This window comes from Pseudomonas morbosilactucae (genome assembly GCF_023241665.1).
Taxonomy (GTDB): Bacteria; Pseudomonadota; Gammaproteobacteria; order Pseudomonadales; family Pseudomonadaceae; genus Aquipseudomonas; species Aquipseudomonas morbosilactucae.
On record NZ_JALQCX010000006.1, the window covers coordinates 55,746 to 74,610 of the forward strand.

Sequence of the window (18,865 nt, forward strand, 5' to 3'; positions counted from 1 at the left end):
CTAAAACCTACAAAAATCGATCAGAAAGGGTGTTCTTGATGAGGCGACTATTTTGTCTGGCCGCACTGGCGGCCGCTATGGTGGGGCACAGTGTTTCTGCGCAAGCCGCAGGCGTCGAATTTGCCGTGGGGCAAACCAGCGACTCGACCCAGACTTATCGCTTGGGTATGCAATGGGATTGGGACAAGAGCTGGCTGCAAAGTGATGTCGGTCGTCTGACCGGCTACTGGAGCGGGGCCTACACCTTCTGGGATGGCGACGATAAAGCCAACAATCACAGCCTGTCGTTCTCGCCGGTACTGGTCTACGAATTCACCGGTGCCAGCGTCAAGCCATACATCGAGGCGGGCATTGGTGTGGCCGCGTTCGCCCACACCGAGGTGGAAAGCAACAAGCTGGGCTCGGCGTTCCAGTTCGAAGACCGCCTGGGCTTCGGCTTGCGTTTCGCTGGCGGGCATGAGGTGGGGATTCGTGCGACGCACTATTCCAATGCCGGTATCGCCAGCCCCAACGATGGGGTCGAGAGCTACGCGCTGCACTACACCCTGGCGCTGTAAGGCGCCCCTCAGCGATACGCCGTGGCGATGCCTCGGCGTTCGTTGATGCAGTCCACTTCGCCCATCTCGAACTCCCGGCAAATCAGCGGGCGTTTCTCGTAGATGCTGCACATCATGGTGTTGCGATCCAGCGCGGCGCACCAGCCGTCATCCAGGCGCAGCATGACTTCCCCACCCCAATCGTCGGTGTCGATGTAACGCTCGGGCACGCCGGTGTCAGTGATCAGCATGACCTCCAGCTGGCAGCAGCAGGCGGCGCACGTTGAGCAGGTGACGGCGGGTTCGGCGATCTGGGTAATGGGGATAGTGGTCATAGGCGCGCAGTGTAAGGCAGCCGGCGATGGCTGTGTGAAGCCCCTGACAGACGTTCAGGGATTATCGTGCAATGGCGTGCCAGCCTCGGCGTAGCGGGCCAGGGCATGTAAGCCCGGAAACACCAGGCCCCAGAGCACTCCCAGGCCCACCAGGGTCGGCCATGTGCCGTAGGGAAAGTGCACCCCCGCCAGTTGCCCGCCGGCGTAGTAGGACAGCGGGCCGCCGACTGCGCCCAGTACTGCAGCCAGCCACCAGGGGCGCGCGCTCCAGGCCAGGCAATGGCGCAAGGTGGTGGCCAGCAAGGCCCAGAGCAGCATCAGCCAGAAGGGAATCAGCAGGGTGACCTGTTGGAACTCGAACACCCCCAGCCAGTGCAGGAAACTGTCCAGCACCGTGCCCAGCAAGGCCACGCTGATCACCAGCCGACCCTCTTCGGCCCAGGTGCCGATCCACAGCAGGTGAATCACCAACACGGTGGCGCCGAGCAACAGCCAGGGGCCATCGCCGCCCATGACGCAGGCGAACCAGCCCAACTGAAACAGCAGGGCGTTGGCCAGGCGTTTACGCATTGAAGCGTCCCAACAGCGGTTGTGGCACCGCAGCAGGTTTGGCCAGGAGCATCTGGGCGGTGCCGATGGTGCGTTCCAGGAAGCCGCCCTCGCAGTAGCACAGGTAGAACTCCCACAGGCGCAGGAAATACTCGTCGTAGCCCAACTCACTCAGACGGCCATGGGCGCGGCGGAAGTTCTCGTGCCACAGGCGCAGGGTGCGTGCGTAGTGCAGGCCGAAGTCTTCCATGTGCAGCAGGTTCATGTCGGTGTCGCGGCTGACCACTTCGAGCATCTTGTGCACGCTGGGCAAGGCGCCGCCTGGGAAAATATAGCGCTGGATAAAGTCCACGGCGTTTTTTGCCTGCTCGTAGCGCTGGTCGCGAATGGTGATCGCTTGCAGCAGCATCAGGCCGTTGCTTTTCAGCAACTGCGCGCATTGCTTGAAATAGGTCGGCAGGAAGCGATGGCCTACGGCCTCGATCATCTCGATCGAGACCAGCTTGTCGTACTGCCCCGTCAAGTCGCGGTAGTCCTCCAGCAGCAGGGTGACTTGGTCCTGCAGGCCCAATTCGTCGATGCGTTGCCGGGTAAAGGCGAACTGCTCTTTGGACAGGGTCGTGGTGGTGACCTTGCAGCCATACTGCTGCGCGGCGTACAGGGCCATGCTGCCCCAGCCAGTGCCGATCTCCAGCAGGTGGTCGTCGGGGGTGAGGGCGAGTTTCTGGCAGATGCGCTCCAGCTTGTTCAACTGGGCCTGCTCCAGGCTGTCGTCCTCGCGCAGGAACTGCGCGGCCGAGTACATCATCGTCGGGTCGAGAAACTGTTCAAACAGCTCGTTGCCCAGGTCGTAGTGGGCGGCGATGTTCTTCTGCGAGCCCTTGCGCGTGTTGCGGTTAAGCCAGTGCAGGCCCTGGATCATTGGCCGGCCGAGCTTGACCAGGCCGCCTTCCATGGCGTCCAGCACCTCAAGGTTGCTGACGAACACCCGCACCACCGCGGTCAGGTCCGGCGTGCTCCAGTAGCCGTGGATAAAGGCTTCACCGGCACCGATCGAACCGTTGCTGGCGACCATGCCCCAGGCAGCAGAGTCGTGGATGTGGACCTCGCCCAGCAGGCTGGCGCCGCTGGCACCGAAAACATGTCGCTCACCGTCTTCAATTACCACCAGTTGGCCGTTGCGCAACTGGGCCAACTGGCGCAGGACCCCGCGACGCAACAGGTTGCCGGTCAGGCCGTGGGCGCTGAGCAGGTTGGGCTTGGCCGATACGCTAGAGGATTTCATGGCGGCGATCCTTGGGTTGTACAACGGCTGTTTGATAGGCGCCGTCGGCAGCCTGATGGGGGAAGAACGGAATGCGTTTACCGGCCAGGCGCAGGGCCTGCCAATAGATGGCCAGGCAGGTCTTGGCGGTCATCCAGGGGAAGCGCAGCAGGTACTGGTGCAAGCTGCGCCGGCTCAGGGCCTGGCGTTGCAGGTTGAGGGTGGCGTCGAAGACTTTCAGTTCACCCTGCCAGTCGGCCATGTGCACGCCGAGTCGCTCGCTGGGCGGGCTGAAGCTCATGCGGTATTCCAGGTTCCGGGGCAGAAAGGGCGAGACATGGAAGGCCTTGGCCACGGCGAAGTGCTGATGGCCGGGCGCTTCATCGGCGGCCTGGGCTTTGGCCGGCAGCACGTAGTGATAGCGCTCGCGCCAGGGCGTGTTGGTGACTTCGCAGAGAATCGCCGCCAGGCGCCCGTCGTTTTCGAAGCAGTAGAAGAAACTCACCGGGTTGAACGACAGGCCCCAACTGCGGGCTTGGGTCAGCAGGCAGACCGAACCGCCGGGCACATGGCCGATGGCCTTGGCGACCTGTTGCCGCACCGCGTCGATCAGGCGCATGCCCTGGCTGGTAAAGGTTTTCAGGTAATCGCTCTCACGGAACGAGAAGGGCGCAAAACGCCGGCTGCCGGCCAGGGGCGACAGGCCAAGCACCGTTTCCTGCTCATCCAGGTCCAGGTACAGCAGGCCGATCCGATAGCGGAAGGCATGGTCCTTGGGCGAGAACCGCCGGTGGCTTATCCAGCCGCTGTACAGGGCGCTGTTCACAACAGTTCCCCAAAGGCCTGGGCCACGCGCAGGGCACTGACCACGCCGTCTTCGTGGAAGCCGTTGGCCCAGTAGGCGCCGCAGTAATAGCTGTGGTGCGCGCCCTGCAGTTCAGTCCAGCGTGCTTGCGCGGCTACGGCCGCCAGGCTGTATTGCGGGTGGGCGTAGGTGTAACTGGCGAGAACCGTTGCCGGGTCGATGGCGGCGGTCTGGTTGAGGCTGACACAGAAGGTGGTGTCGCTTTGGATGCCCTGGAGGATGTTCATGTCGTAGGTGACCGCGGCCTGCTGGTCGCCTGCACCGCCCAGGCGATAGTTCCAGCTGGCCCAGGCCAGGCGGCGTCGGGGCAGCAGGCGGGTGTCGGTGTGCAGCACCACCTGATTGTCGGCGTAGGGCAGGGCGCCGAGGATGTCTTGCTCGATGTGGCTGGGTTCGGCCAGCAGTTGCAGGGCCTGGTCGCTGTGGCAGGCGAACACCACCTTGTCAAAGCGCTCGCTGCCGGCCGCGCTGTGGATCACCACCCCCTGTTCATCGCGCTCGACCCGAGTGACCGGGCAATTGAGGCGAATCCGCTCGCGGAAGCTGCTGGTCAACGGCTCGATGTAGCGGCTGGAACCGCCCTCGATCACGCACCATTGCGGGCGGTTGCTGACGGACAGCAGGCCGTGGTTTTTGAAGAACCGCACGAAGAACTGCAGGGGGAAACCAAGCATCTGTTGCAGGGACATCGACCAGATCGCCGAGCCCATGGGCACGATGTAGTGCCGGATGAAACGTTCGCCGTAGCCTTGGTCTCGCAGGTAGTCGCCGAGGGTCATGGCCGGGTCGATCTGCTGGTGCTCGAGGTCGCGGATCGCTTCTTTGTTGAAACGCAGGATGTCCCGCAGCATGCCCCAGAACCCCGGGGACAGCAGGTTGCGACGCTGGGCGAAGAGGCTGTTGAGGTTGTTGCCGTTGTACTCCAGCCCCGAGGCGGGGTCGGTCACGGAAAAGCTCATTTCGGTGGGCTTGAAGGTGACACCGATCTGCCCCAGCAGCCGGATGAAGTTGGGGTAGGTCCAGTCGTTGAACACGATGAAGCCGGTGTCCACGGCGTGGGTTTCACCCTTTACCGAAACGTCCACGGTGTGGGTGTGGCCGCCGATCCAGCTGCCGGCTTCGAAGACGCTGATGTCATGGCGGCGATTGAGCAGGTAGGCGCTGGTCAGCCCGGAAATGCCGCTGCCGATAATGGCGATTTTCATGAGGGGTTCCCTGTCGGCGAAGCGTTACGGGCCAGGCGGCGTCCCACCGCCAGTTGCAGGCGTCCAGGCAACCAGGACAGCAGCTTGAGGCCAAAGATAAAGCCGGCCGGAAAGGCGATTTCCAGCGGCCGCCGCGGCAGGCGCTGATGGATATGCCGGGCGGCCCGTTCCGCGCTCCAGCTCATGGGCATGGGAAAGTCATTACGTGCGGTCAGCGGCGTTTCGACGAAGCCGGGGCTGACCAGGGTGACGTCGATCCCTTCGGCGGCCAGGTCGACGCGCAGGGACTGCAGGAGGTAGCGCAACGCCGCTTTGGACGCGCCGTAGGCTTCGGCGCGCGGCAGGGGAAAGTAGGTCACCGAACTGGCCACGCCCACCAGATGGGGGCGAGTGCCGGCACGCAGCAGCGGCAGTGCGACTTCGATGCAATAGCTGCTGGCGAACAGGTTGCTGCGCATCACCTGTTCGATGACCGTAGCGTCGAACTGACGGACTTCAACGTATTCACAGGTGCCGGCGTTGAGAATCACTGTGTCCAGGGCGCCCCAGTGCTGGGCGATTTGCGCGCCGATCCTGTGCACTTGTTCGCGGTCGGTGAGGTCCCCGGGGACCACCAGCACGCGGCCGGGATACTGTTGGGCCAAGGCATCCAGGGGCTCTCGCGAGCGTGCGCTGAGGGCCAGCTGGGCGCCGGACTTGAGCAGCGCTTGCGCCAATGCCGCGCCGATCCCGCTGCTGGCGCCGGTCAGCCAGATACGCTGCGGCAATGGGCTGTTCATGCCAACCTCCCTTTCAACCAGTGGATGACCCGACCCAGCAGGGGCAGGTGTTCGTAAAGCAAGGCGCCGGCGTCGAAATAGTCGCGGTGGCGATAGACCTTGTCGTCGCGCCACAGCAGGTGCGAGCAGCCTTCGACCTGGATCGGCTGGCCACCCTGCAAGCGCGGGTGCCGGTAGGTCATGGTCCAGCGCAGGTAACCCTGGCCTTCGCCGCTGGCATCAAAGCCATGGACGTTGAATTTCAGCTCGCTGACATTGGCGTACAGCTCGGCGAAGTAGCGCCGCACTTGCGGCAGACCCTGCACCTCATGCAACGGATCGGTGAAGCGGATGTCGTCGCTGTACAGCTGGCTCAGGCGCTCGAGGTTGTGTTTGTCCAGGGCCGCGAAGTCCCGGGCAAAGCCTTGCAGGAACTCACTCATAGGTTCCTCCGGCGTCCATCCTTGAGGGCAGGCTCTTGAAGGCCGCCAGGGCACGTTCCCGGGACATCGACAGGTTGACGATGGGCGCCGGGTAATCGGCGACGCCGAACAGGCCGCCCAGGGCCGCCGGGTTGTGGACCTCTTTTTTGTTCAGCCCCGCCAGTTGTGGCAACCACTGCTTGATAAAGCGCCCCTCGCTGTCGAACTTCTCCGACTGGCTCACGGGGTTGAAGATGCGGAAGTAGGGCGCCGAGTCGGTGCCGGTGGAGGAACTCCACTGCCAGCCACCGTTGTTGGCCGCCAGGTCGCCGTCGATCAGGTGCTGCATAAAGAAGCGCTCGCCTTCACGCCAATCGATCAACAGGTTCTTGGTCAGGAACATCGCCACGATCATCCGCAGGCGGTTGTGCATCCAGCCGGTTTCCAGCAGTTGGCGCATGGCGGCGTCGATGATCGGCAAGCCGGTGCGGGCTTCCTGCCAGGCGGCGAGTTCCTCGGGGGCGTCGCGCCAGGCCACGGCCTCGGTTTCCGGGCGAAAGGCACGGTGCCGGGACACCCGCGGGTAACCCACCAGAATGTGTTTGTAGAACTCGCGCCACAGCAGCTCGTTGATCCAGGTAACGGCGCCGACATTGCCGCTTTCGAACTCGCCCTGGTTACTTTGCAGCGCGGCGTGCAGGCACTGGCGTGGCGAAACCACCCCGGCGGCGAGGTAAGGCGACAACTGGCTGGTGCCGGGTTTGGCCGGAAAGTCGCGCTCGCTCTGGTAGTCGCTGATCTGCTCATCGGCAAACTGCTCCAGGCGGCGCAGCGCCTCGGTTTCGCCGGCGGGCCAGAGATCACGCAGCGCCTGGCTGGGCGTGGGGAAACCTGGGACCTGTTGCGGCACCGGGTCGGCCTGGATGGCCAGGGCGGCTTGGGCCTTGGGCGTGCCCGCTAAACCTGGCAGGGCGCTGTGCAAACGGTTGTAGCAAACCTTGCGGAACTGGCTGAAGACCTGGAAGTAGGTGCCGGTCTTGGTCAGCACGCTGCCGGGCTTGAACAGCAACTGGTCGAGGTGGCTGTGGAAGAGCACGTCCTCGGCGTCCAGGGCTTTGGCGACGGAGCTGTCACGGCGACTTTCGTGGATGCCGTACTCCTCGTTGACGTGCACGGCCTTGATTCCGAGTTGCCGGCACAGCTCCAGCAATACCTGCGGGGCCTGTTCCCAGGTCGGGGCGCTGCGGATCAACAACGGAATGTTCAGTTGCCCCAGGGCCTGGCTCAACGTCGCCAGGTTGCGCAACCAGAAGTCCACTTTGCAGGGCGCGTCGTCATGGGTCAGCCACTGCTCCGGGCTCAGCAGGTACACGGCCACGGTGGGGCCGCGCTGGGCGGCGGCGCACAGGGCGGTGTTGTCATGTAGGCGCAGGTCGCTGCGCAGCCAGATCAATTGCATGGGACGTTCCGCATCAGATAAGTCCTCGTTGAACCAGTGCCTGATGAGCCGAGACGGGGTCTTCGGCCAGGTACAGGTCAGCGATTTCAGTGGTACATACGGCCAACTCGGCGTGATGGATGCACACCGTGGGGCCGACAATGAATTTTGCGCAGGCAATGCCGTTGAGCAGCTTGGGCAACTGGCCCGGGTTCAGGGCCTTGCTGGAGTACAGGAGCACGCCCCGGGCTTGCAGGTGGTCGGCGGCCAGGGCCAGTTCGCCCACGGGCAACGGCCAGTCGAAGACTTCCACCGGACAGTCGGCGCTGCTGATCAGCCAGGCGGTGAGCCAGAGATTGGGCTCCAGGGGCAGGTCCGAGTGGTTGATCAGTAGCAGCGGCGAGCTCTGCAGTTGACGGTTGTTGTGATAGATCCGCGCGCCCAGTTTGCTGCGCAACCAGGAGTAGAAAAACACCTGCTCCATCTGGCTGCCGAACTGGCCTTGCCAGCGCTGCTCCAGTTCCGCCAGCAGCGGCACCATCAACTGTTCGCACAAGGTTCTGGGGGGGTACAGGGCCATGGCCTGGTTAAACGTGTCATCGACCCTGCGTTCCGCCAATTGGCTGATGGCCTGGATCAAGGTCTGGCGCAGCAGGTGCCAGTCGTTCTCGGCCGGTTCGCTGAAGGCAGGGGAGGAACTCAGCAGGTGCTTGACCTGGCTCACCGCCACGCCGCGATTGAGCCAGGTGAGGATGGTGAAAATCTGCTGCACATGCTCGGCCGAGAACAGCCGATGCCCCTTGGGCGTGCGCTGGGGCACGATCAGCCCGTAGCGGCGCTCCCAGGCGCGCAACGTGACGGCGTTGACTCCGGTCTGGCGCGCCACCTCTCGAATCGGCAGCCAGCCCTCTTCCAGTGCCCGGTTGTAATCGGTGCCGGCGTTGTCGTCGTCGACCGTCGTCTGCGTCATGGCTCAGATTCCATTGCGCAGGCTGAGGTTTTCCGGGTGCGGCTGCAGGTACACCTGCTGTGCCACATAGGGATCGGGGTGTTGGCGGAAGTGGTGCTTGAGCAGGGTCAGCGGTACGACGAGAGGCACGATGCCGTGGCGGTACTGGCCGATGATCTGCTGCACTTCCTGCTTGTCTTCGGCGCTGATGACTTGTTTGAGGTAGCCGCTCAGGTGTTGCAGGACGTTGGTGTGGGTGCGGCGCGTGGCGCATTTCTTCAGGGCCGCCATCAGTTCACTGAAATAGCGTGGGCCGATTTCTTTCGGGTCGCCCTTGCCCATGCTGCCCAGCAGATTGCCCAGGGTTTTGTACTGCACCGGGTTGTGGGCCATCAGCAGGTATTTGTATCGGGAGTGGAATTCCACCAGGCTGCGGCGGGTCAGGCCTTGCGTCGCCAAGAGGTCCTGCCAGGCGCTGTAGGCGAAGACTCGAGTCAGGAAGTTCTCCCGCAGTACCGGGTCGTTGAGACGCCCGTCTTCCTCCACCGGCAGGTCCGGGTGCAGGTCGCAAAAGGCTTGGGCGTAAATGCCGCGGCCACCGTCATCGCTGGGCATGCCGTTGGCCTGGTAGACCTTGACCCGCTCCAGGCCGCACGACGGCGACTTTTGCATGAAGATGTAGCCGCAGATATCACCCAGCGCCTCGGCCATGCGCCGGCCGTAATCGGCCAGGGGCTCGGTCACGTCCAGGCTAGCGTCCACCGTGCCCACGGCTTGGGGATGTTGCGGGTTGCCCACCAGGCGAATGGGTTGCCGTGGCGTACCGAGGCCGATGGCGGCCTCGGGGCACAGGGGCACGAAATCAAAATGCTCGCTCAGCACCCGGCTGCACAGCCGTGATTCCTTGTGCCCGCCGTTGAAACGGACCTCGATGCCCATCAGGCAAGCACTGATGGCGATTTTGGGTTTGCCGTCACGGGGTGCGATGTCGGGCATGGGAGGACCTCCAAACGATACCTGTACAAAATAAATATCCTGTACAACTTGGCTCATCATAGGAGTAAGGCTGTACAAGTCAAATATTTTGTATAGGTTTTGTCGGTGGCGGTCCGGGGCTATTTCCAGCCCATCTTCCAGTCCTGATCGTTTTGCAGGGTCTGCCAGGTCAGGCGTTGGCTGCGCTTGCTGAGCACCGCCTGCAACTCGATGTCCAGCACGGTGCCTTCGTCGTCGCAAAACAGTTCGGTGACCAGAAAGTGTTTCTCACGATTTTGCGGGCGGGCTGCTGTCCATTTCGACAGCAGCAACTTGCGCGGGTTGAGGCGGTTCACTGCAGGCTCTCGTGGAGTCGGCGCGCGGCTTCCTGGCCGCTCAGCCAGGCGCCTTCGACGCGGCCGGACAGGCACCAGTCGCCACAGACATAAAGCCCCAGGTCGGCATCCGCCAGGGCGCCCCATTCATGGCTGGTGGCAGGGCGGGCATAGAGCCAGCGGTGGGCGAGGCTGAAGGTCGGCGCGGGCATGGCGCTGTGCAGCAACTCGGCGAAGGCACCGTGCAATTGCTCGATCACCGCTTCTTTGGGCAGGTCGATGTGCTGGCGGCTCCAGATGCTGGTGGCGTGCAGGACCCAGGTGTCCAGCGTGCTGTCGCGCCCGGGTTTGCTGCGGTTGCGGGCCAGCCAGTCCAGGGGGCTGTCTTGCACGAAGCAACCTTCGACGGCGGTCTCAAGGGGCTTGTCGAACGCCAGGGCGACGGCCCAGGTCGGGTCCATTTTCACTCCAGCGGCGACTCCCGCGAGCTTCGGTGCGGCGGCCAGCAGCGCGGTGGCCTGTGGCGCCGGCGTGGCGATGACCACATGGCTGAACGGACCGTGGGTGAAGCCCTCGGCGTCCTGCAAATGCCAGTGCCGTTCGCCGCGAAACACCTCGGTAATACGACAGGCGAAATGCACTTCGGCGTCGCCGAGCAAGGCCCGGGTAATGGCGCTCATACGCGGGCTGCCCACCCAGCGAGTCTGCTCGTCGGGCGAGGGGCTGAGTTGACCACTGTGGGAGTTGTAGAGTTGCGGCGTCCATTCGGCGACCCAGCCATTGGCTTGCCAACGCTGCACTTCATTGACGAAGCGCCGATCACGCGCGGTGAAGTATTGGGCCCCCAGGTCCAGCGCGCCGGCATCACTGCGCTTGCTCGACATGCGCCCGCCACTGCCGCGGCTTTTATCGAAGAGTTGTACAACGTGCCCGGTGTCTCGTAGCGCCTGGGCCGCTGAGAGTCCGGCGATGCCGGTACCGATGATTGCGATGGGTACTGTCATAGGGGCCTCGTTTACCTTTCTGTACAGACTACGCCGTCACTAAAACCTGTACAATATTGTTTTTTGGTATAGCTTTTGGCGGTTGTCGGAGGTTCAGGTTGTCTATTGTTAAAAGAGAGCCTGCCCGATTGAAAAGATCCCTGCCTATAAAAATAGACTAGTGATTCAGGTTAAACGCCACGCGAGGAAGAACTCATGCACATATTGCTGACCGGCGGTACTGGTTTGATTGGGCGTGAGCTCTGCCGGTACTGGCTTTCTCAAGGGCATCGGCTGACGGTCTGGAGCCGTCACCCCGAAACTGTCGCTTCGTTATGCGGTGCTCAGGTCCGCGGGATCAAGCAGTTGCAGGAGTTGGGCCAGGAACCTCTGGATGCCGTGGTCAACCTGGCCGGAGCTCCAATTGGTGATCGGCCATGGACCCACAAGCGCAAGGCGCTGCTCTGGAGCAGTCGTGTCACCCTCACGGAAACCCTGCTGGCCTGGCTGGAAAGTCGCGAACAAAAGCCCGCCGTATTGATCTCGGGATCGGCCGTGGGCTGGTACGGCGATGGCGGCGAGCGCGAACTGACCGAAGACTCGCCACCGGTGAATGAGGATTTCGCCAGCCAGCTGTGCATCGCCTGGGAGGAAACCGCGCAACGCGCTGAAGCCCTGGGCATGCGTGTGGTGTTGGTGCGCACCGGGTTGGTGCTGTCGGCCGAAGGCGGCTTTTTGTCGCGCCTGCTGCTGCCATTCAAACTGGCCCTGGGCGGCCGCATTGGTAGCGGTCGGCAGTGGATGCCGTGGATTCACATCAAAGACCAAATCGCCCTGATTGATTTTCTCCTGCATCGCAGTGATGCCAGTGGTCCTTATAATGCGTGCGCGCCGAAGCCGGTGCGCAATCGCGAGTTCGTCAAGGCGCTAGGCCGTGTGTTGCACCGGCCCGCCCTGTTGCCGTTGCCGGCGTTTGCCTTGCGCATCGGCCTGGGTGAGCTGTCGCTGTTGCTGCTCGGCGGACAACGGGCATTGCCCGCACGCTTGCAAGCAGCCGGGTTCACTTTCCAGTTCACTGATTTGCCCGCGGCCCTGGACGACCTGTCCAGCCGCCTCTGAAATAGGACGTTGCATGACCGATCACGCGTTGCTCCTGGTCAACCTGGGTTCGCCGGCTTCCACCTCGGTGGCGCATGTGCGCAGCTACCTCAATCAGTTCCTGATGGACCCGTACGTCATCGATTTGCCGTGGCCGGTGCGGCGTCTGCTGGTGTCGCTGATCCTGATCAAGCGCCCTGAGCAGTCGGCACACGCCTATGCCTCGATCTGGTGGGAAGAGGGCTCGCCACTGGTGGTGCTCAGCCGTCGCCTGCAACAGGTGATGAAGCAGGAATGGCAGCAAGGTCCGGTGGAGTTGGCGATGCGTTACGGCGAGCCTTCCATCGAATCGACCCTGGTGCGCCTGGCCGCTCAAGGGCAGAAAAAAATCACCCTGGCGCCGTTGTATCCGCAGTTTGCCGACAGCACCGTGACCACGGTGATCGAGGAAGCCAAGCGGGTGGTTCGGGAAAAACGTCTCGATGTGCAGTTCTCGATACTGCAGCCCTTCTACGATCAGCCCGAGTACATCGATGCCCTGGTGGCCAGCGCCCGGCCTTATCTTGCCCAGGAGCATGATCACCTGCTGTTGAGCTTTCACGGCTTGCCGGAGCGTCACCTGAGCAAGCTCGACCCCACCGGCCAGCATTGCTTCAAAGATGCCGATTGCTGCAAGAATGCGTCACCGGCGGTGTTGGCCACCTGTTATCGCGCCCAGTGCATGCGCACCGCCTCAGCCTTTGCCGAGCGCATGGGCTTGGCGCCAGGCCAGTGGTCGGTGTCGTTCCAGTCCCGTTTGGGCAAGGCGAAATGGATCGAACCCTACACCGAGGCGCGTCTGGATGAGTTGGCCAAGCAAGGGGTGAAAAAGCTGCTGGTGATGTGCCCGGCGTTTGTCGCGGACTGCATCGAGACCCTGGAAGAGATTGGTGATCGCGGGCGTGAACAGTTCCGCGAAGCCGGGGGCGAAGAGTTGGTGCTGGTGCCGTGCCTGAATGATGACCCGCAATGGGCCAAGGCGTTGACGACCTTGTGTGAGCGGGCGCCGTTGGCGCTTTAAGAGCATCGTCAGCAAGCCGGGCCCCTTAGGCGCCGGCTTGCTGGCGATAGGTTTGGCTTAAATCAGCGGCTCGTCGGCTTTTTTGTTCTTCCAGCCATCATTGCCCGGCAGGATCAGGTTCAGCGCGATCGCCACCACGGCGCACAGCGCAATCCCCTTGAGGCCGAAGTCATCCGGGCCGGTGCCGGTGCCTACCAGCACACCGCCAATTCCGAACACCAGGGTCACTGAGACAATCACCAGGTTGCGTGCTTCTCCCAGGTCGATCTTGTGGCGGATCAGGGTGTTCATGCCCACCGCGGCGATCGAGCCGAACAACAGGCAGAGAATCCCGCCCATCACTGGTACTGGAATGCTTTGCAGCAGCGCACCGAACTTGCCGATAAAGGCCAGGGTAATAGCGAACACCGCCGCCCAGGTCATGATTTTCGGGTTGTAGTTCTTGGTCAGCATCACCGCGCCTGTGACTTCGGCGTAGGTGGTGTTGGGTGGGCCACCGAACAGGCCGGCGGCGGTGGTGGCGATGCCGTCACCAAACAGGGTGCGATGCAGGCCAGGCTTCTTCAGGTAGTCGCGACCGGTCACGCTGCCTACGGCAATCACGCCGCCGATGTGTTCGATGGCCGGAGCCAGGGCCACGGGCACGATGAACAGGATCGCCTGCCAGTTGAACTCCGGTGCGGTGAAGTGGGGCAGGGCCAGCCACGGTGCCGCCGCAATCTTCGCGGTGTCGACCACGCCAAAGTAGAAGGACATGGCAAAGCCCACCAAGACCCCGGAGATGATCGGCACCAGGCGGAAGATGCCCTTGCCGAACACTGCAACGATCAGGGTGGTCAGCAGCGCTGGCATCGAGATCATCATTGCCGTCTGGTAATGAATCAGCTCGCTGCCATCACCGGCCTTGCCCATCGCCATGTTGGCGGCGATCGGTGCCATGGCCAGGCCAATGGAAATGATCACCGGGCCGATGACCACGGGTGGTAGCAGGCGGTCGATAAAACCGGTGCCCTTGATCTTCACCGCGAGGCCGAGAAAGGTGTAGACGAAACCGGCCGCCATCACGCCGCCCATGGTCGCGGCGAGGCCGAACTGGCCCTTGGCGAGAATGATCGGGGTGATGAAGGCAAAGCTCGACGCCAGGAACACCGGCACTTGGCGCCCGGTGACAACCTGGAACAACAGAGTCCCGAGACCCGCCGTGAACAGCGCCACGTTGGGGTCAAGACCGGTAATCAGCGGCATCAACACCAACGCGCCAAAGGCCACGAAGAGCATCTGCGCGCCAGACAGCACCTGGCGCCAGAGCGGATCGTTGAACTCATCCTGCATGGTCAGGCGTCCTTCTGCTTGGTACCGAAGATCTTGTCGCCGGCATCGCCCAGGCCCGGGATGATGTAGCCGTGTTCATTGAGTTTTTCATCGATGGACGCGGTGTAGATGATCACGTCGGGGTGGGCCTTTTCGACCACGGCGATGCCTTCCGGCGCGGCCACCAGGACCATGGCGCGGATGTCTCGGCAGCCGGCTTTTTTCAGCAGGTCGATGGTCGCGACCATGGAGCCGCCGGTGGCCAGCATCGGGTCGATGATCATCGCCAGGCGCTCGTCAATTTCCGGCACCAGCTTTTCCAGGTAGGTGTGGGCTTCGAGGGTTTCCTCGTTGCGGGCCACGCCGACGGCGCTGACCTTGGCCCCTGGGATCAGGCTCAATACGCCTTCAAGCATGCCGATGCCGGCACGCAGGATCGGGACCACGGTGATCTTCTTGCCGGCGATTTTTTCCACCTGGACCGGGCCGCACCAGCCAGGAATTTCGTAGCTTTCCAGGGGCAGGTCTTTGGTGGCTTCGTACGTCAGCAGGGCTCCGACTTCCTGAGCGAGCTCGCGGAAATTCTTCGTGCTGATGTCGGCGCGGCGCATAAGGCCAAGTTTGTGTCGGATCAGCGGGTGGCGGATCTCGCGGATGGGCATAGGGAAAAGCTCCGGCGGCGGGCAAAAAAACCGGCCTAGATTAATCTATCCGGGGTTGTTGTCCTATAGACATGAAGTACGTTAGTCCAGAAAGGCTTGATCTGACCCGGCGGGATGCGTACCTTTGCCCGCTTTTCCGAAACTGCCACCCCCTTGGAGAGCGCCATGTCCGCTGATCTCGAGCATATCCGTCAAATCATGCGAGAGGCTGACTGCCTGTACACCGAAGCTGAAGTCGAGGCGGCCATCGCCCGGGTCGGTGCACACATCAATGAAGAACTGGCTGAGCGCAATCCGGTGGTGTTTTGTGTGATGAACGGCGGCCTGATTTTCGCCGGCAAGCTGCTCACCCACTTGCAGTTCCCGCTGGAAGCCTCCTATTTGCACGCCACCCGTTATCGCAATGAAACCAGCGGCGGCGAGCTGTTCTGGAAGTCCAAGCCGGAAGTCTCCTTTATTGACCGTGACGTGCTGATCATCGACGACATCCTCGACGAAGGTCACACCCTGGGCGCGATCATCGACTTCTGCAAACACGCCGGCGCTCGCGCGGTGCACACCGCAGTGCTGATCGACAAGGACCACGACCGCAAGGCTCGTCCTGACCTGAAGGCCGATTACGTTGGCCTGCCGTGCGTTGACCGCTACATCTTCGGCTATGGCATGGACTACAAAGGTTACTGGCGCAACGCGGCTGGCATCTTCGCCGTCAAAGGCATGTAAGCCATGAGTCAGCCGAGCTTTCTCGACCAATCGCTGTTTGCCGAGTTGGCCGAGAAGGCCGCGGCCAACCCCCGTGGCCGGCAGCACCACAATTTCCACCAGATGGATGAGCCGTGCCATCGCATGGCGGTCGGCCTGCAACCGGCCACCTATATACCGCCACACCGCCACCTGAGTGCTGACAAAGCGGAAACCCTGCTGGTGCTCAAGGGGCGATTGGGCTTGCTGGTGTTTGACGAGGCGGGCCATGTCCTGGCCAAGCGGGTGCTGCAGGCCGGTGGTGAGTGTGTCGGTGTCGATCTGCCGGCCGGGGTGTTCCACGGCCTGGTGGTGCTGGAGGCTGACAGCCTGATGTTCGAGTGCAAGGCCGGCCCCTATCGTCCGGTGGGCGAGGGTGAGCTGGCTGCCTGGGCTCCTCGCGAGGGCGAGCCGGCAGTGGCCGAGTATCACGCCTGGATGCGTGCCCAGTTCGACTGATCCTGCGGCGTGCAGCGTTTCTGCCGTTCGCAGGCACCTGCCCATCTCCGGGGTTGTTTGCATGGCCTACAGGCTCCACCGCTGCATGCAAGGCTGATCAGAAGCCGTGCTAGAGTGATCGGCCCTTGCCTGGAGCCTGTCATGAGCCTGTTGATTCGCAGTAGCGCGGCCCTTCTTTTGACCCTGAGCCTTCCACTGGCGGCAGCCCCGGCGCCGATGCATGCGCAGTTCCTGCCCCCCGATGACCTGACCTTGCGTGACTCCGCGCCGGAGCAGCAGCAACTGCTGCAAGTCACCGAGTACTCGGTGGTGATCGGCAGCCAGCGTCAGTCCAACCAGCAACCCATTCCAGTGACTTCGCCCTTGCTGGTGCGCCTCAAAGGCAAGCCGTTGAACAAGGGGGCGAGCATCAGCCAGGTGTTGGTGAACTTCGACGGCGAAAGCAAAAGCCTGAAAAAGCCGATTTTCGACCCTAAGAGCAAGACCCTGACCCTGTACTACCCGCTGTCCCAGTACCGGGTGGTGATGGACTTGCTGCGCAACGACACGGTGTATTGCCAGTTCCTCAGCTACGCCAATGGCCATGTCTGGGCCGACTTGCACACCGGCGCCGTACGCTCGCGTTGAGGCCCGGTGCTGCCTGGGGGTAAACTGCCCGCCCCGTGAAATGTCTGCGAGCTGGAGTCGGCAATGCGTAAAGATAAGAAACAACTGATTGGTGACGAGATCGGCGATGGGCAGATCAAGTTGTTCCTCGATTTCGAACCGGTCGACGCGACTTCGCCGTCCCTGCACAAACTGATCAAGGCCTACCGTGGCCTGCGTATCGATGATTTTGAGCGTTTTTTGGTGTTCTTTGTCGAAGCCGGTCACGACCTGGACGGCAAGGACGAGCAAGGCAAGACCTTCGTTGACCTGATCCAGGACCAGCGCAACGCAGCCGAGTACATCGAGCTGATCGAGAAGGCCCGCGGCTGATCGGTGCTCCTGTAGGCGCGGGCTTGCCCGCGAAGGGGCGCGCAGTGTTGCTAGCGGCCCCCTTCATCGTTGTTCGCCGGCCTTGTGTCCCTATAAGAAGCCCAAAAAAAAAACGCCCCGTCCTGCAGCAGGACGGGGCGTTTTTTATGGGGCGCCGATTACGCGAAGCTTTCGCTTTCCTGGTTGGCCTCGACCAACTCCAGGCTGACGTTGTTCTCGCTGTTGACCTTGCGGTACAGCTCGGCGTCGGTTTCCAGGACCTTTTCCCGAGCCGGGAAGATTTCCTTGAGCTTGGCCGCCCACTCGCCACTGGCCTTGGCTGGGAAGCAGCGTTCGATCAGTTCCAGCATGATCGACACGGTCACCGAAGCGCCCGGGGACGCGCCGAGCAGGGCGGCCAGAGAGCCGTCCTTGGCCGCCACCAGCTCGGTGCCGAACTGCAGCACACCGCCTTTCTTCGGGTCTTTCTTGATGATCTGCACCCGCTGGCCGGCCACTTCCAGGCGCCAGTCTTCGGCTTTCGCCTCCGGGTAGAAGCGGCGCAGGGATTCCAGGCGCTGCTCCATGGATTGCATGACTTCGCTGACCAGGTACTTGGTCAGGTCCATGTTGTCCCGGGCCACGGCCAGCATCGGCCCGATGTTGCCGGCGCGAACCGACAGCGGCAGGTCGAGGAATGAACCGTGTTTGAGGAACTTGGTGGTGAAGCCCGCGTAAGGCCCGAACAGCAGGGATTTCTTGCCATCGACTACACGGGTGTCCAGGTGCGGCACCGACATCGGTGGCGAACCCACGGCGGCTTGGCTGTAGACCTTGGCTTGGTGGTGCTTGACCACTTCCGGGTTGTCGCAACGCAGCCACTGGCCACTGACCGGGAAACCGCCAAAACCTTTGCTCTCTTCGATGCCCGAGGCTTGCAGCAGCGGCAGGGCCGCACCACCGGCGCCGAGGAACACGAACTTGGCGTCGACGTCGCGGCTGGCGCCGTTGTTGACGTCCTTGATGCTCACGGTCCAGCCGTTGGCATTGCGCTTGAGGCCGGTTACGCGCTTGCAGTACTTGACCTGTGCATCGGGGGCGCTGGTCAGGTGCTTGAGCAACTGGTTGGTCAGGGCGCCGAAGTTGACGTCGGTGCCGTTCAAGACGCGGGTGGCGGCGATGGTTTCATCCGCCGGACGGCCCGGCATCATGAGGGGCATCCACTCGGCCATCTTGGCTTTGTCTTCGGTGTATTCCATGTCCGCAAAGGCATGGTGCTGGCTCAGCACGTCAAAACGCTTCTTGAGGAAGGAAACGCCTTTGTCGCCCTGGACGAAACTCAGGTGCGGCACCGGGCTGATAAAGGACTTGGACGAACCGAAGGTGCCTTGCTTGGTCAGGTACGACCAGAACTGCTTCGACACCTCGAACTGGGTGTTGATGTGCACGGCTTTCTTGATGTCGACACTGCCATCGGCGGCCTGTGGTGTGTAGTTCAGCTCACAGAGGCCAGCGTGGCCGGTACCGGCGTTGTTCCACGGGTTGGAACTCTCCGCGGCACCCGAATCCATCAGCTCAACGACTTCCAGCTTGATGCTGGGGTCGAGCTCTTTGAGCAGTACAGCGAGGGTGGCACTCATGATGCCGGCCCCAACCAATACAACGTCTACTGCTTCGTTATGCGCCATTAACGCGTCTCCAAAATCTGCAGCACCAAATTGACGGCATAGCTGCCAGGAGTGACGGGGCGGTTCACGTGATGCCCCAAGTTACCCATGGCCAGGATCACCATGTCCGAATCTTCGCAATTTTTTGCAACTTCTACGGACGCTGCCCACCCGGCCTAAGGTGCGTATGAACGCATCCCGGGGCGCTGGGGGCAATTCGACTTATGGTCGAGGCCTCCGTTCGTGCAACCAAATCCGTCAGCGGACAGGCATCAAGCGCAAGTATCTGAGGAGGG

22 protein-coding genes are annotated in these 18,865 nt (G+C 62.4%); 7 read left to right on the forward strand and 15 right to left on the reverse strand.

What is annotated here, in order from left to right; all coding sequences use genetic code 11:
• Positions 1 to 38: 38 nt before the first annotated feature.
• Positions 39 to 557 (forward strand): acyloxyacyl hydrolase, encoded by a 519-nt coding sequence (locus tag M1B35_RS03700; RefSeq protein WP_123337846.1) that lies wholly within the window; start codon positions 39 to 41, stop codon positions 555 to 557.
• An 8-nt stretch (positions 558 to 565) separates the two neighbouring features.
• Here M1B35_RS03700 and M1B35_RS03705 read toward each other — a convergent pair whose 3' ends face one another.
• The 12 genes from M1B35_RS03705 to M1B35_RS03760 form a co-directional block, all read right to left on the reverse strand.
• Positions 566 to 871 (reverse strand): YkgJ family cysteine cluster protein, encoded by a 306-nt coding sequence (locus tag M1B35_RS03705; protein ID WP_123337844.1) that lies wholly within the window; start codon positions 869 to 871, stop codon positions 566 to 568.
• Between the two features lie 54 nt (positions 872 to 925).
• A complete protein-coding gene (locus M1B35_RS03710; RefSeq protein WP_268261250.1) occupies positions 926 to 1,441 on the reverse strand; it encodes a DUF2878 domain-containing protein in 516 nt (171 codons plus the stop codon).
• Positions 1,434 to 2,705: an SAM-dependent methyltransferase gene (locus M1B35_RS03715; RefSeq protein WP_268261251.1), complete on the reverse strand. Its 1,272-nt coding sequence runs from the start codon at positions 2,703 to 2,705 to the stop codon at positions 1,434 to 1,436. Before M1B35_RS03715 ends, M1B35_RS03710 begins: the two co-directional genes overlap by 8 nt.
• The gene (locus M1B35_RS03720; RefSeq protein WP_268261252.1) at positions 2,692 to 3,510 is read right to left on the reverse strand and encodes a DUF1365 domain-containing protein; all 819 of its coding nucleotides are present in this window, start codon (positions 3,508 to 3,510) and stop codon (positions 2,692 to 2,694) included. Before M1B35_RS03720 ends, M1B35_RS03715 begins: the two co-directional genes overlap by 14 nt.
• A complete protein-coding gene (locus tag M1B35_RS03725; protein ID WP_123337836.1) occupies positions 3,507 to 4,754 on the reverse strand; it encodes an NAD(P)/FAD-dependent oxidoreductase in 1,248 nt (415 codons plus the stop codon). The genes M1B35_RS03720 and M1B35_RS03725 overlap by 4 nt, the downstream gene beginning before the upstream one ends.
• Complete coding sequence (locus tag M1B35_RS03730; protein ID WP_123337834.1) at positions 4,751 to 5,533, reverse strand: SDR family NAD(P)-dependent oxidoreductase; 783 nt, start codon at positions 5,531 to 5,533, stop codon at positions 4,751 to 4,753. Before M1B35_RS03730 ends, M1B35_RS03725 begins: the two co-directional genes overlap by 4 nt.
• Positions 5,530 to 5,955, reverse strand: a complete 426-nt coding sequence (locus M1B35_RS03735) for a nuclear transport factor 2 family protein (protein ID WP_123337832.1) — start codon at positions 5,953 to 5,955, stop codon at positions 5,530 to 5,532. The genes M1B35_RS03730 and M1B35_RS03735 overlap by 4 nt, the downstream gene beginning before the upstream one ends.
• The gene (gene phrB, locus M1B35_RS03740) at positions 5,948 to 7,393 is read right to left on the reverse strand and encodes a deoxyribodipyrimidine photo-lyase (protein ID WP_268261253.1); all 1,446 of its coding nucleotides are present in this window, start codon (positions 7,391 to 7,393) and stop codon (positions 5,948 to 5,950) included. Before phrB ends, M1B35_RS03735 begins: the two co-directional genes overlap by 8 nt.
• A gap of 13 nt (positions 7,394 to 7,406) precedes the next feature.
• Positions 7,407 to 8,342 (reverse strand): MerR family transcriptional regulator, encoded by a 936-nt coding sequence (locus tag M1B35_RS03745; RefSeq protein WP_123337828.1) that lies wholly within the window; start codon positions 8,340 to 8,342, stop codon positions 7,407 to 7,409.
• Between the two features lie 3 nt (positions 8,343 to 8,345).
• Entirely contained in the window at positions 8,346 to 9,317 is a 972-nt protein-coding gene (locus M1B35_RS03750) for a YbgA family protein (protein ID WP_268261254.1), read from the reverse strand.
• A gap of 119 nt (positions 9,318 to 9,436) precedes the next feature.
• The gene (locus M1B35_RS03755; RefSeq protein ID WP_268261255.1) at positions 9,437 to 9,652 is read right to left on the reverse strand and encodes a TIGR02450 family Trp-rich protein; all 216 of its coding nucleotides are present in this window, start codon (positions 9,650 to 9,652) and stop codon (positions 9,437 to 9,439) included.
• Positions 9,649 to 10,635 (reverse strand): NAD(P)/FAD-dependent oxidoreductase, encoded by a 987-nt coding sequence (locus M1B35_RS03760; protein ID WP_268261256.1) that lies wholly within the window; start codon positions 10,633 to 10,635, stop codon positions 9,649 to 9,651. Before M1B35_RS03760 ends, M1B35_RS03755 begins: the two co-directional genes overlap by 4 nt.
• 195 nt (positions 10,636 to 10,830) lie before the next feature.
• On the opposite strand from M1B35_RS03760, the gene M1B35_RS03765 reads away from it, so the two are divergent.
• Both M1B35_RS03765 and hemH read left to right on the forward strand, forming a co-directional pair.
• Positions 10,831 to 11,733: a TIGR01777 family oxidoreductase gene (locus tag M1B35_RS03765; RefSeq protein WP_268261257.1), complete on the forward strand. Its 903-nt coding sequence runs from the start codon at positions 10,831 to 10,833 to the stop codon at positions 11,731 to 11,733.
• Positions 11,734 to 11,746: 13 nt separating this feature from the next.
• Positions 11,747 to 12,772 carry a ferrochelatase gene (gene hemH, locus M1B35_RS03770; protein WP_268261258.1) on the forward strand — a complete coding sequence of 342 codons (1,026 nt, stop codon included), beginning with the start codon at positions 11,747 to 11,749 and terminating at the stop codon, positions 12,770 to 12,772.
• Positions 12,773 to 12,829: 57 nt separating this feature from the next.
• On the opposite strand, the gene M1B35_RS03775 is transcribed toward hemH, so the two are convergent.
• Positions 12,830 to 14,104, reverse strand: coding sequence for a uracil-xanthine permease family protein (locus tag M1B35_RS03775; RefSeq protein WP_123337817.1), 1,275 nt, complete (start codon positions 14,102 to 14,104; stop codon positions 12,830 to 12,832).
• A 2-nt stretch (positions 14,105 to 14,106) separates the two neighbouring features.
• Positions 14,107 to 14,745 carry a uracil phosphoribosyltransferase gene (gene upp / locus M1B35_RS03780; protein ID WP_123337815.1) on the reverse strand — a complete coding sequence of 213 codons (639 nt, stop codon included), beginning with the start codon at positions 14,743 to 14,745 and terminating at the stop codon, positions 14,107 to 14,109.
• 165 nt (positions 14,746 to 14,910) lie between these two features.
• On the opposite strand from upp, the gene M1B35_RS03785 reads away from it, so the two are divergent.
• From M1B35_RS03785 to M1B35_RS03800, 4 genes are all read left to right on the forward strand, one after another.
• Positions 14,911 to 15,468, forward strand: a complete 558-nt coding sequence (locus tag M1B35_RS03785) for a hypoxanthine-guanine phosphoribosyltransferase (RefSeq protein ID WP_123337961.1) — start codon at positions 14,911 to 14,913, stop codon at positions 15,466 to 15,468.
• Between the two features lie 3 nt (positions 15,469 to 15,471).
• Positions 15,472 to 15,945: a WbuC family cupin fold metalloprotein gene (locus tag M1B35_RS03790; protein ID WP_123337813.1), complete on the forward strand. Its 474-nt coding sequence runs from the start codon at positions 15,472 to 15,474 to the stop codon at positions 15,943 to 15,945.
• A gap of 141 nt (positions 15,946 to 16,086) precedes the next feature.
• Positions 16,087 to 16,572: a hypothetical protein gene (locus tag M1B35_RS03795; RefSeq protein WP_123337812.1), complete on the forward strand. Its 486-nt coding sequence runs from the start codon at positions 16,087 to 16,089 to the stop codon at positions 16,570 to 16,572.
• A gap of 63 nt (positions 16,573 to 16,635) precedes the next feature.
• Positions 16,636 to 16,923 carry a PA4642 family protein gene (locus M1B35_RS03800; RefSeq protein WP_123337810.1) on the forward strand — a complete coding sequence of 96 codons (288 nt, stop codon included), beginning with the start codon at positions 16,636 to 16,638 and terminating at the stop codon, positions 16,921 to 16,923.
• Between the two features lie 158 nt (positions 16,924 to 17,081).
• On the opposite strand, the gene mqo is transcribed toward M1B35_RS03800, so the two are convergent.
• Entirely contained in the window at positions 17,082 to 18,590 is a 1,509-nt protein-coding gene (mqo, locus tag M1B35_RS03805; protein ID WP_123337809.1) for a malate dehydrogenase (quinone), read from the reverse strand.
• Positions 18,591 to 18,865: the final 275 nt, after the last annotated feature.

Excerpts from the sequence above, each read along its gene's own strand:
- M1B35_RS03700 (WP_123337846.1), top strand. The coding sequence starts at position 39 with ATGAGGCGACTATTTTGTCTGGCCGCACTGGCGGCCGCTATGGTGGGG.
- M1B35_RS03705 (WP_123337844.1), bottom strand. The coding sequence starts at position 871 with ATGACCACTATCCCCATTACCCAGATCGCCGAACCCGCCGTCACCTGC.
- M1B35_RS03710 (WP_268261250.1), bottom strand. The coding sequence starts at position 1,441 with ATGCGTAAACGCCTGGCCAACGCCCTGCTGTTTCAGTTGGGCTGGTTC.
- M1B35_RS03715 (WP_268261251.1), bottom strand. The coding sequence starts at position 2,705 with ATGAAATCCTCTAGCGTATCGGCCAAGCCCAACCTGCTCAGCGCCCAC.
- M1B35_RS03725 (WP_123337836.1), bottom strand. The coding sequence starts at position 4,754 with ATGAAAATCGCCATTATCGGCAGCGGCATTTCCGGGCTGACCAGCGCC.
- M1B35_RS03730 (WP_123337834.1), bottom strand. The coding sequence starts at position 5,533 with ATGAACAGCCCATTGCCGCAGCGTATCTGGCTGACCGGCGCCAGCAGC.
- M1B35_RS03735 (WP_123337832.1), bottom strand. The coding sequence starts at position 5,955 with ATGAGTGAGTTCCTGCAAGGCTTTGCCCGGGACTTCGCGGCCCTGGAC.
- phrB (WP_268261253.1), bottom strand. The coding sequence starts at position 7,393 with ATGCAATTGATCTGGCTGCGCAGCGACCTGCGCCTACATGACAACACC.
- M1B35_RS03745 (WP_123337828.1), bottom strand. The coding sequence starts at position 8,342 with ATGACGCAGACGACGGTCGACGACGACAACGCCGGCACCGATTACAAC.
- M1B35_RS03750 (WP_268261254.1), bottom strand. The coding sequence starts at position 9,317 with ATGCCCGACATCGCACCCCGTGACGGCAAACCCAAAATCGCCATCAGT.
- M1B35_RS03760 (WP_268261256.1), bottom strand. The coding sequence starts at position 10,635 with ATGACAGTACCCATCGCAATCATCGGTACCGGCATCGCCGGACTCTCA.
- M1B35_RS03765 (WP_268261257.1), top strand. The coding sequence starts at position 10,831 with ATGCACATATTGCTGACCGGCGGTACTGGTTTGATTGGGCGTGAGCTC.
- hemH (WP_268261258.1), top strand. The coding sequence starts at position 11,747 with ATGACCGATCACGCGTTGCTCCTGGTCAACCTGGGTTCGCCGGCTTCC.
- M1B35_RS03775 (WP_123337817.1), bottom strand. The coding sequence starts at position 14,104 with ATGCAGGATGAGTTCAACGATCCGCTCTGGCGCCAGGTGCTGTCTGGC.
- upp (WP_123337815.1), bottom strand. The coding sequence starts at position 14,745 with ATGCCCATCCGCGAGATCCGCCACCCGCTGATCCGACACAAACTTGGC.
- M1B35_RS03785 (WP_123337961.1), top strand. The coding sequence starts at position 14,911 with ATGTCCGCTGATCTCGAGCATATCCGTCAAATCATGCGAGAGGCTGAC.
- M1B35_RS03790 (WP_123337813.1), top strand. The coding sequence starts at position 15,472 with ATGAGTCAGCCGAGCTTTCTCGACCAATCGCTGTTTGCCGAGTTGGCC.
- M1B35_RS03795 (WP_123337812.1), top strand. The coding sequence starts at position 16,087 with ATGAGCCTGTTGATTCGCAGTAGCGCGGCCCTTCTTTTGACCCTGAGC.
- M1B35_RS03800 (WP_123337810.1), top strand. The coding sequence starts at position 16,636 with ATGCGTAAAGATAAGAAACAACTGATTGGTGACGAGATCGGCGATGGG.
- mqo (WP_123337809.1), bottom strand. The coding sequence starts at position 18,590 with ATGGCGCATAACGAAGCAGTAGACGTTGTATTGGTTGGGGCCGGCATC.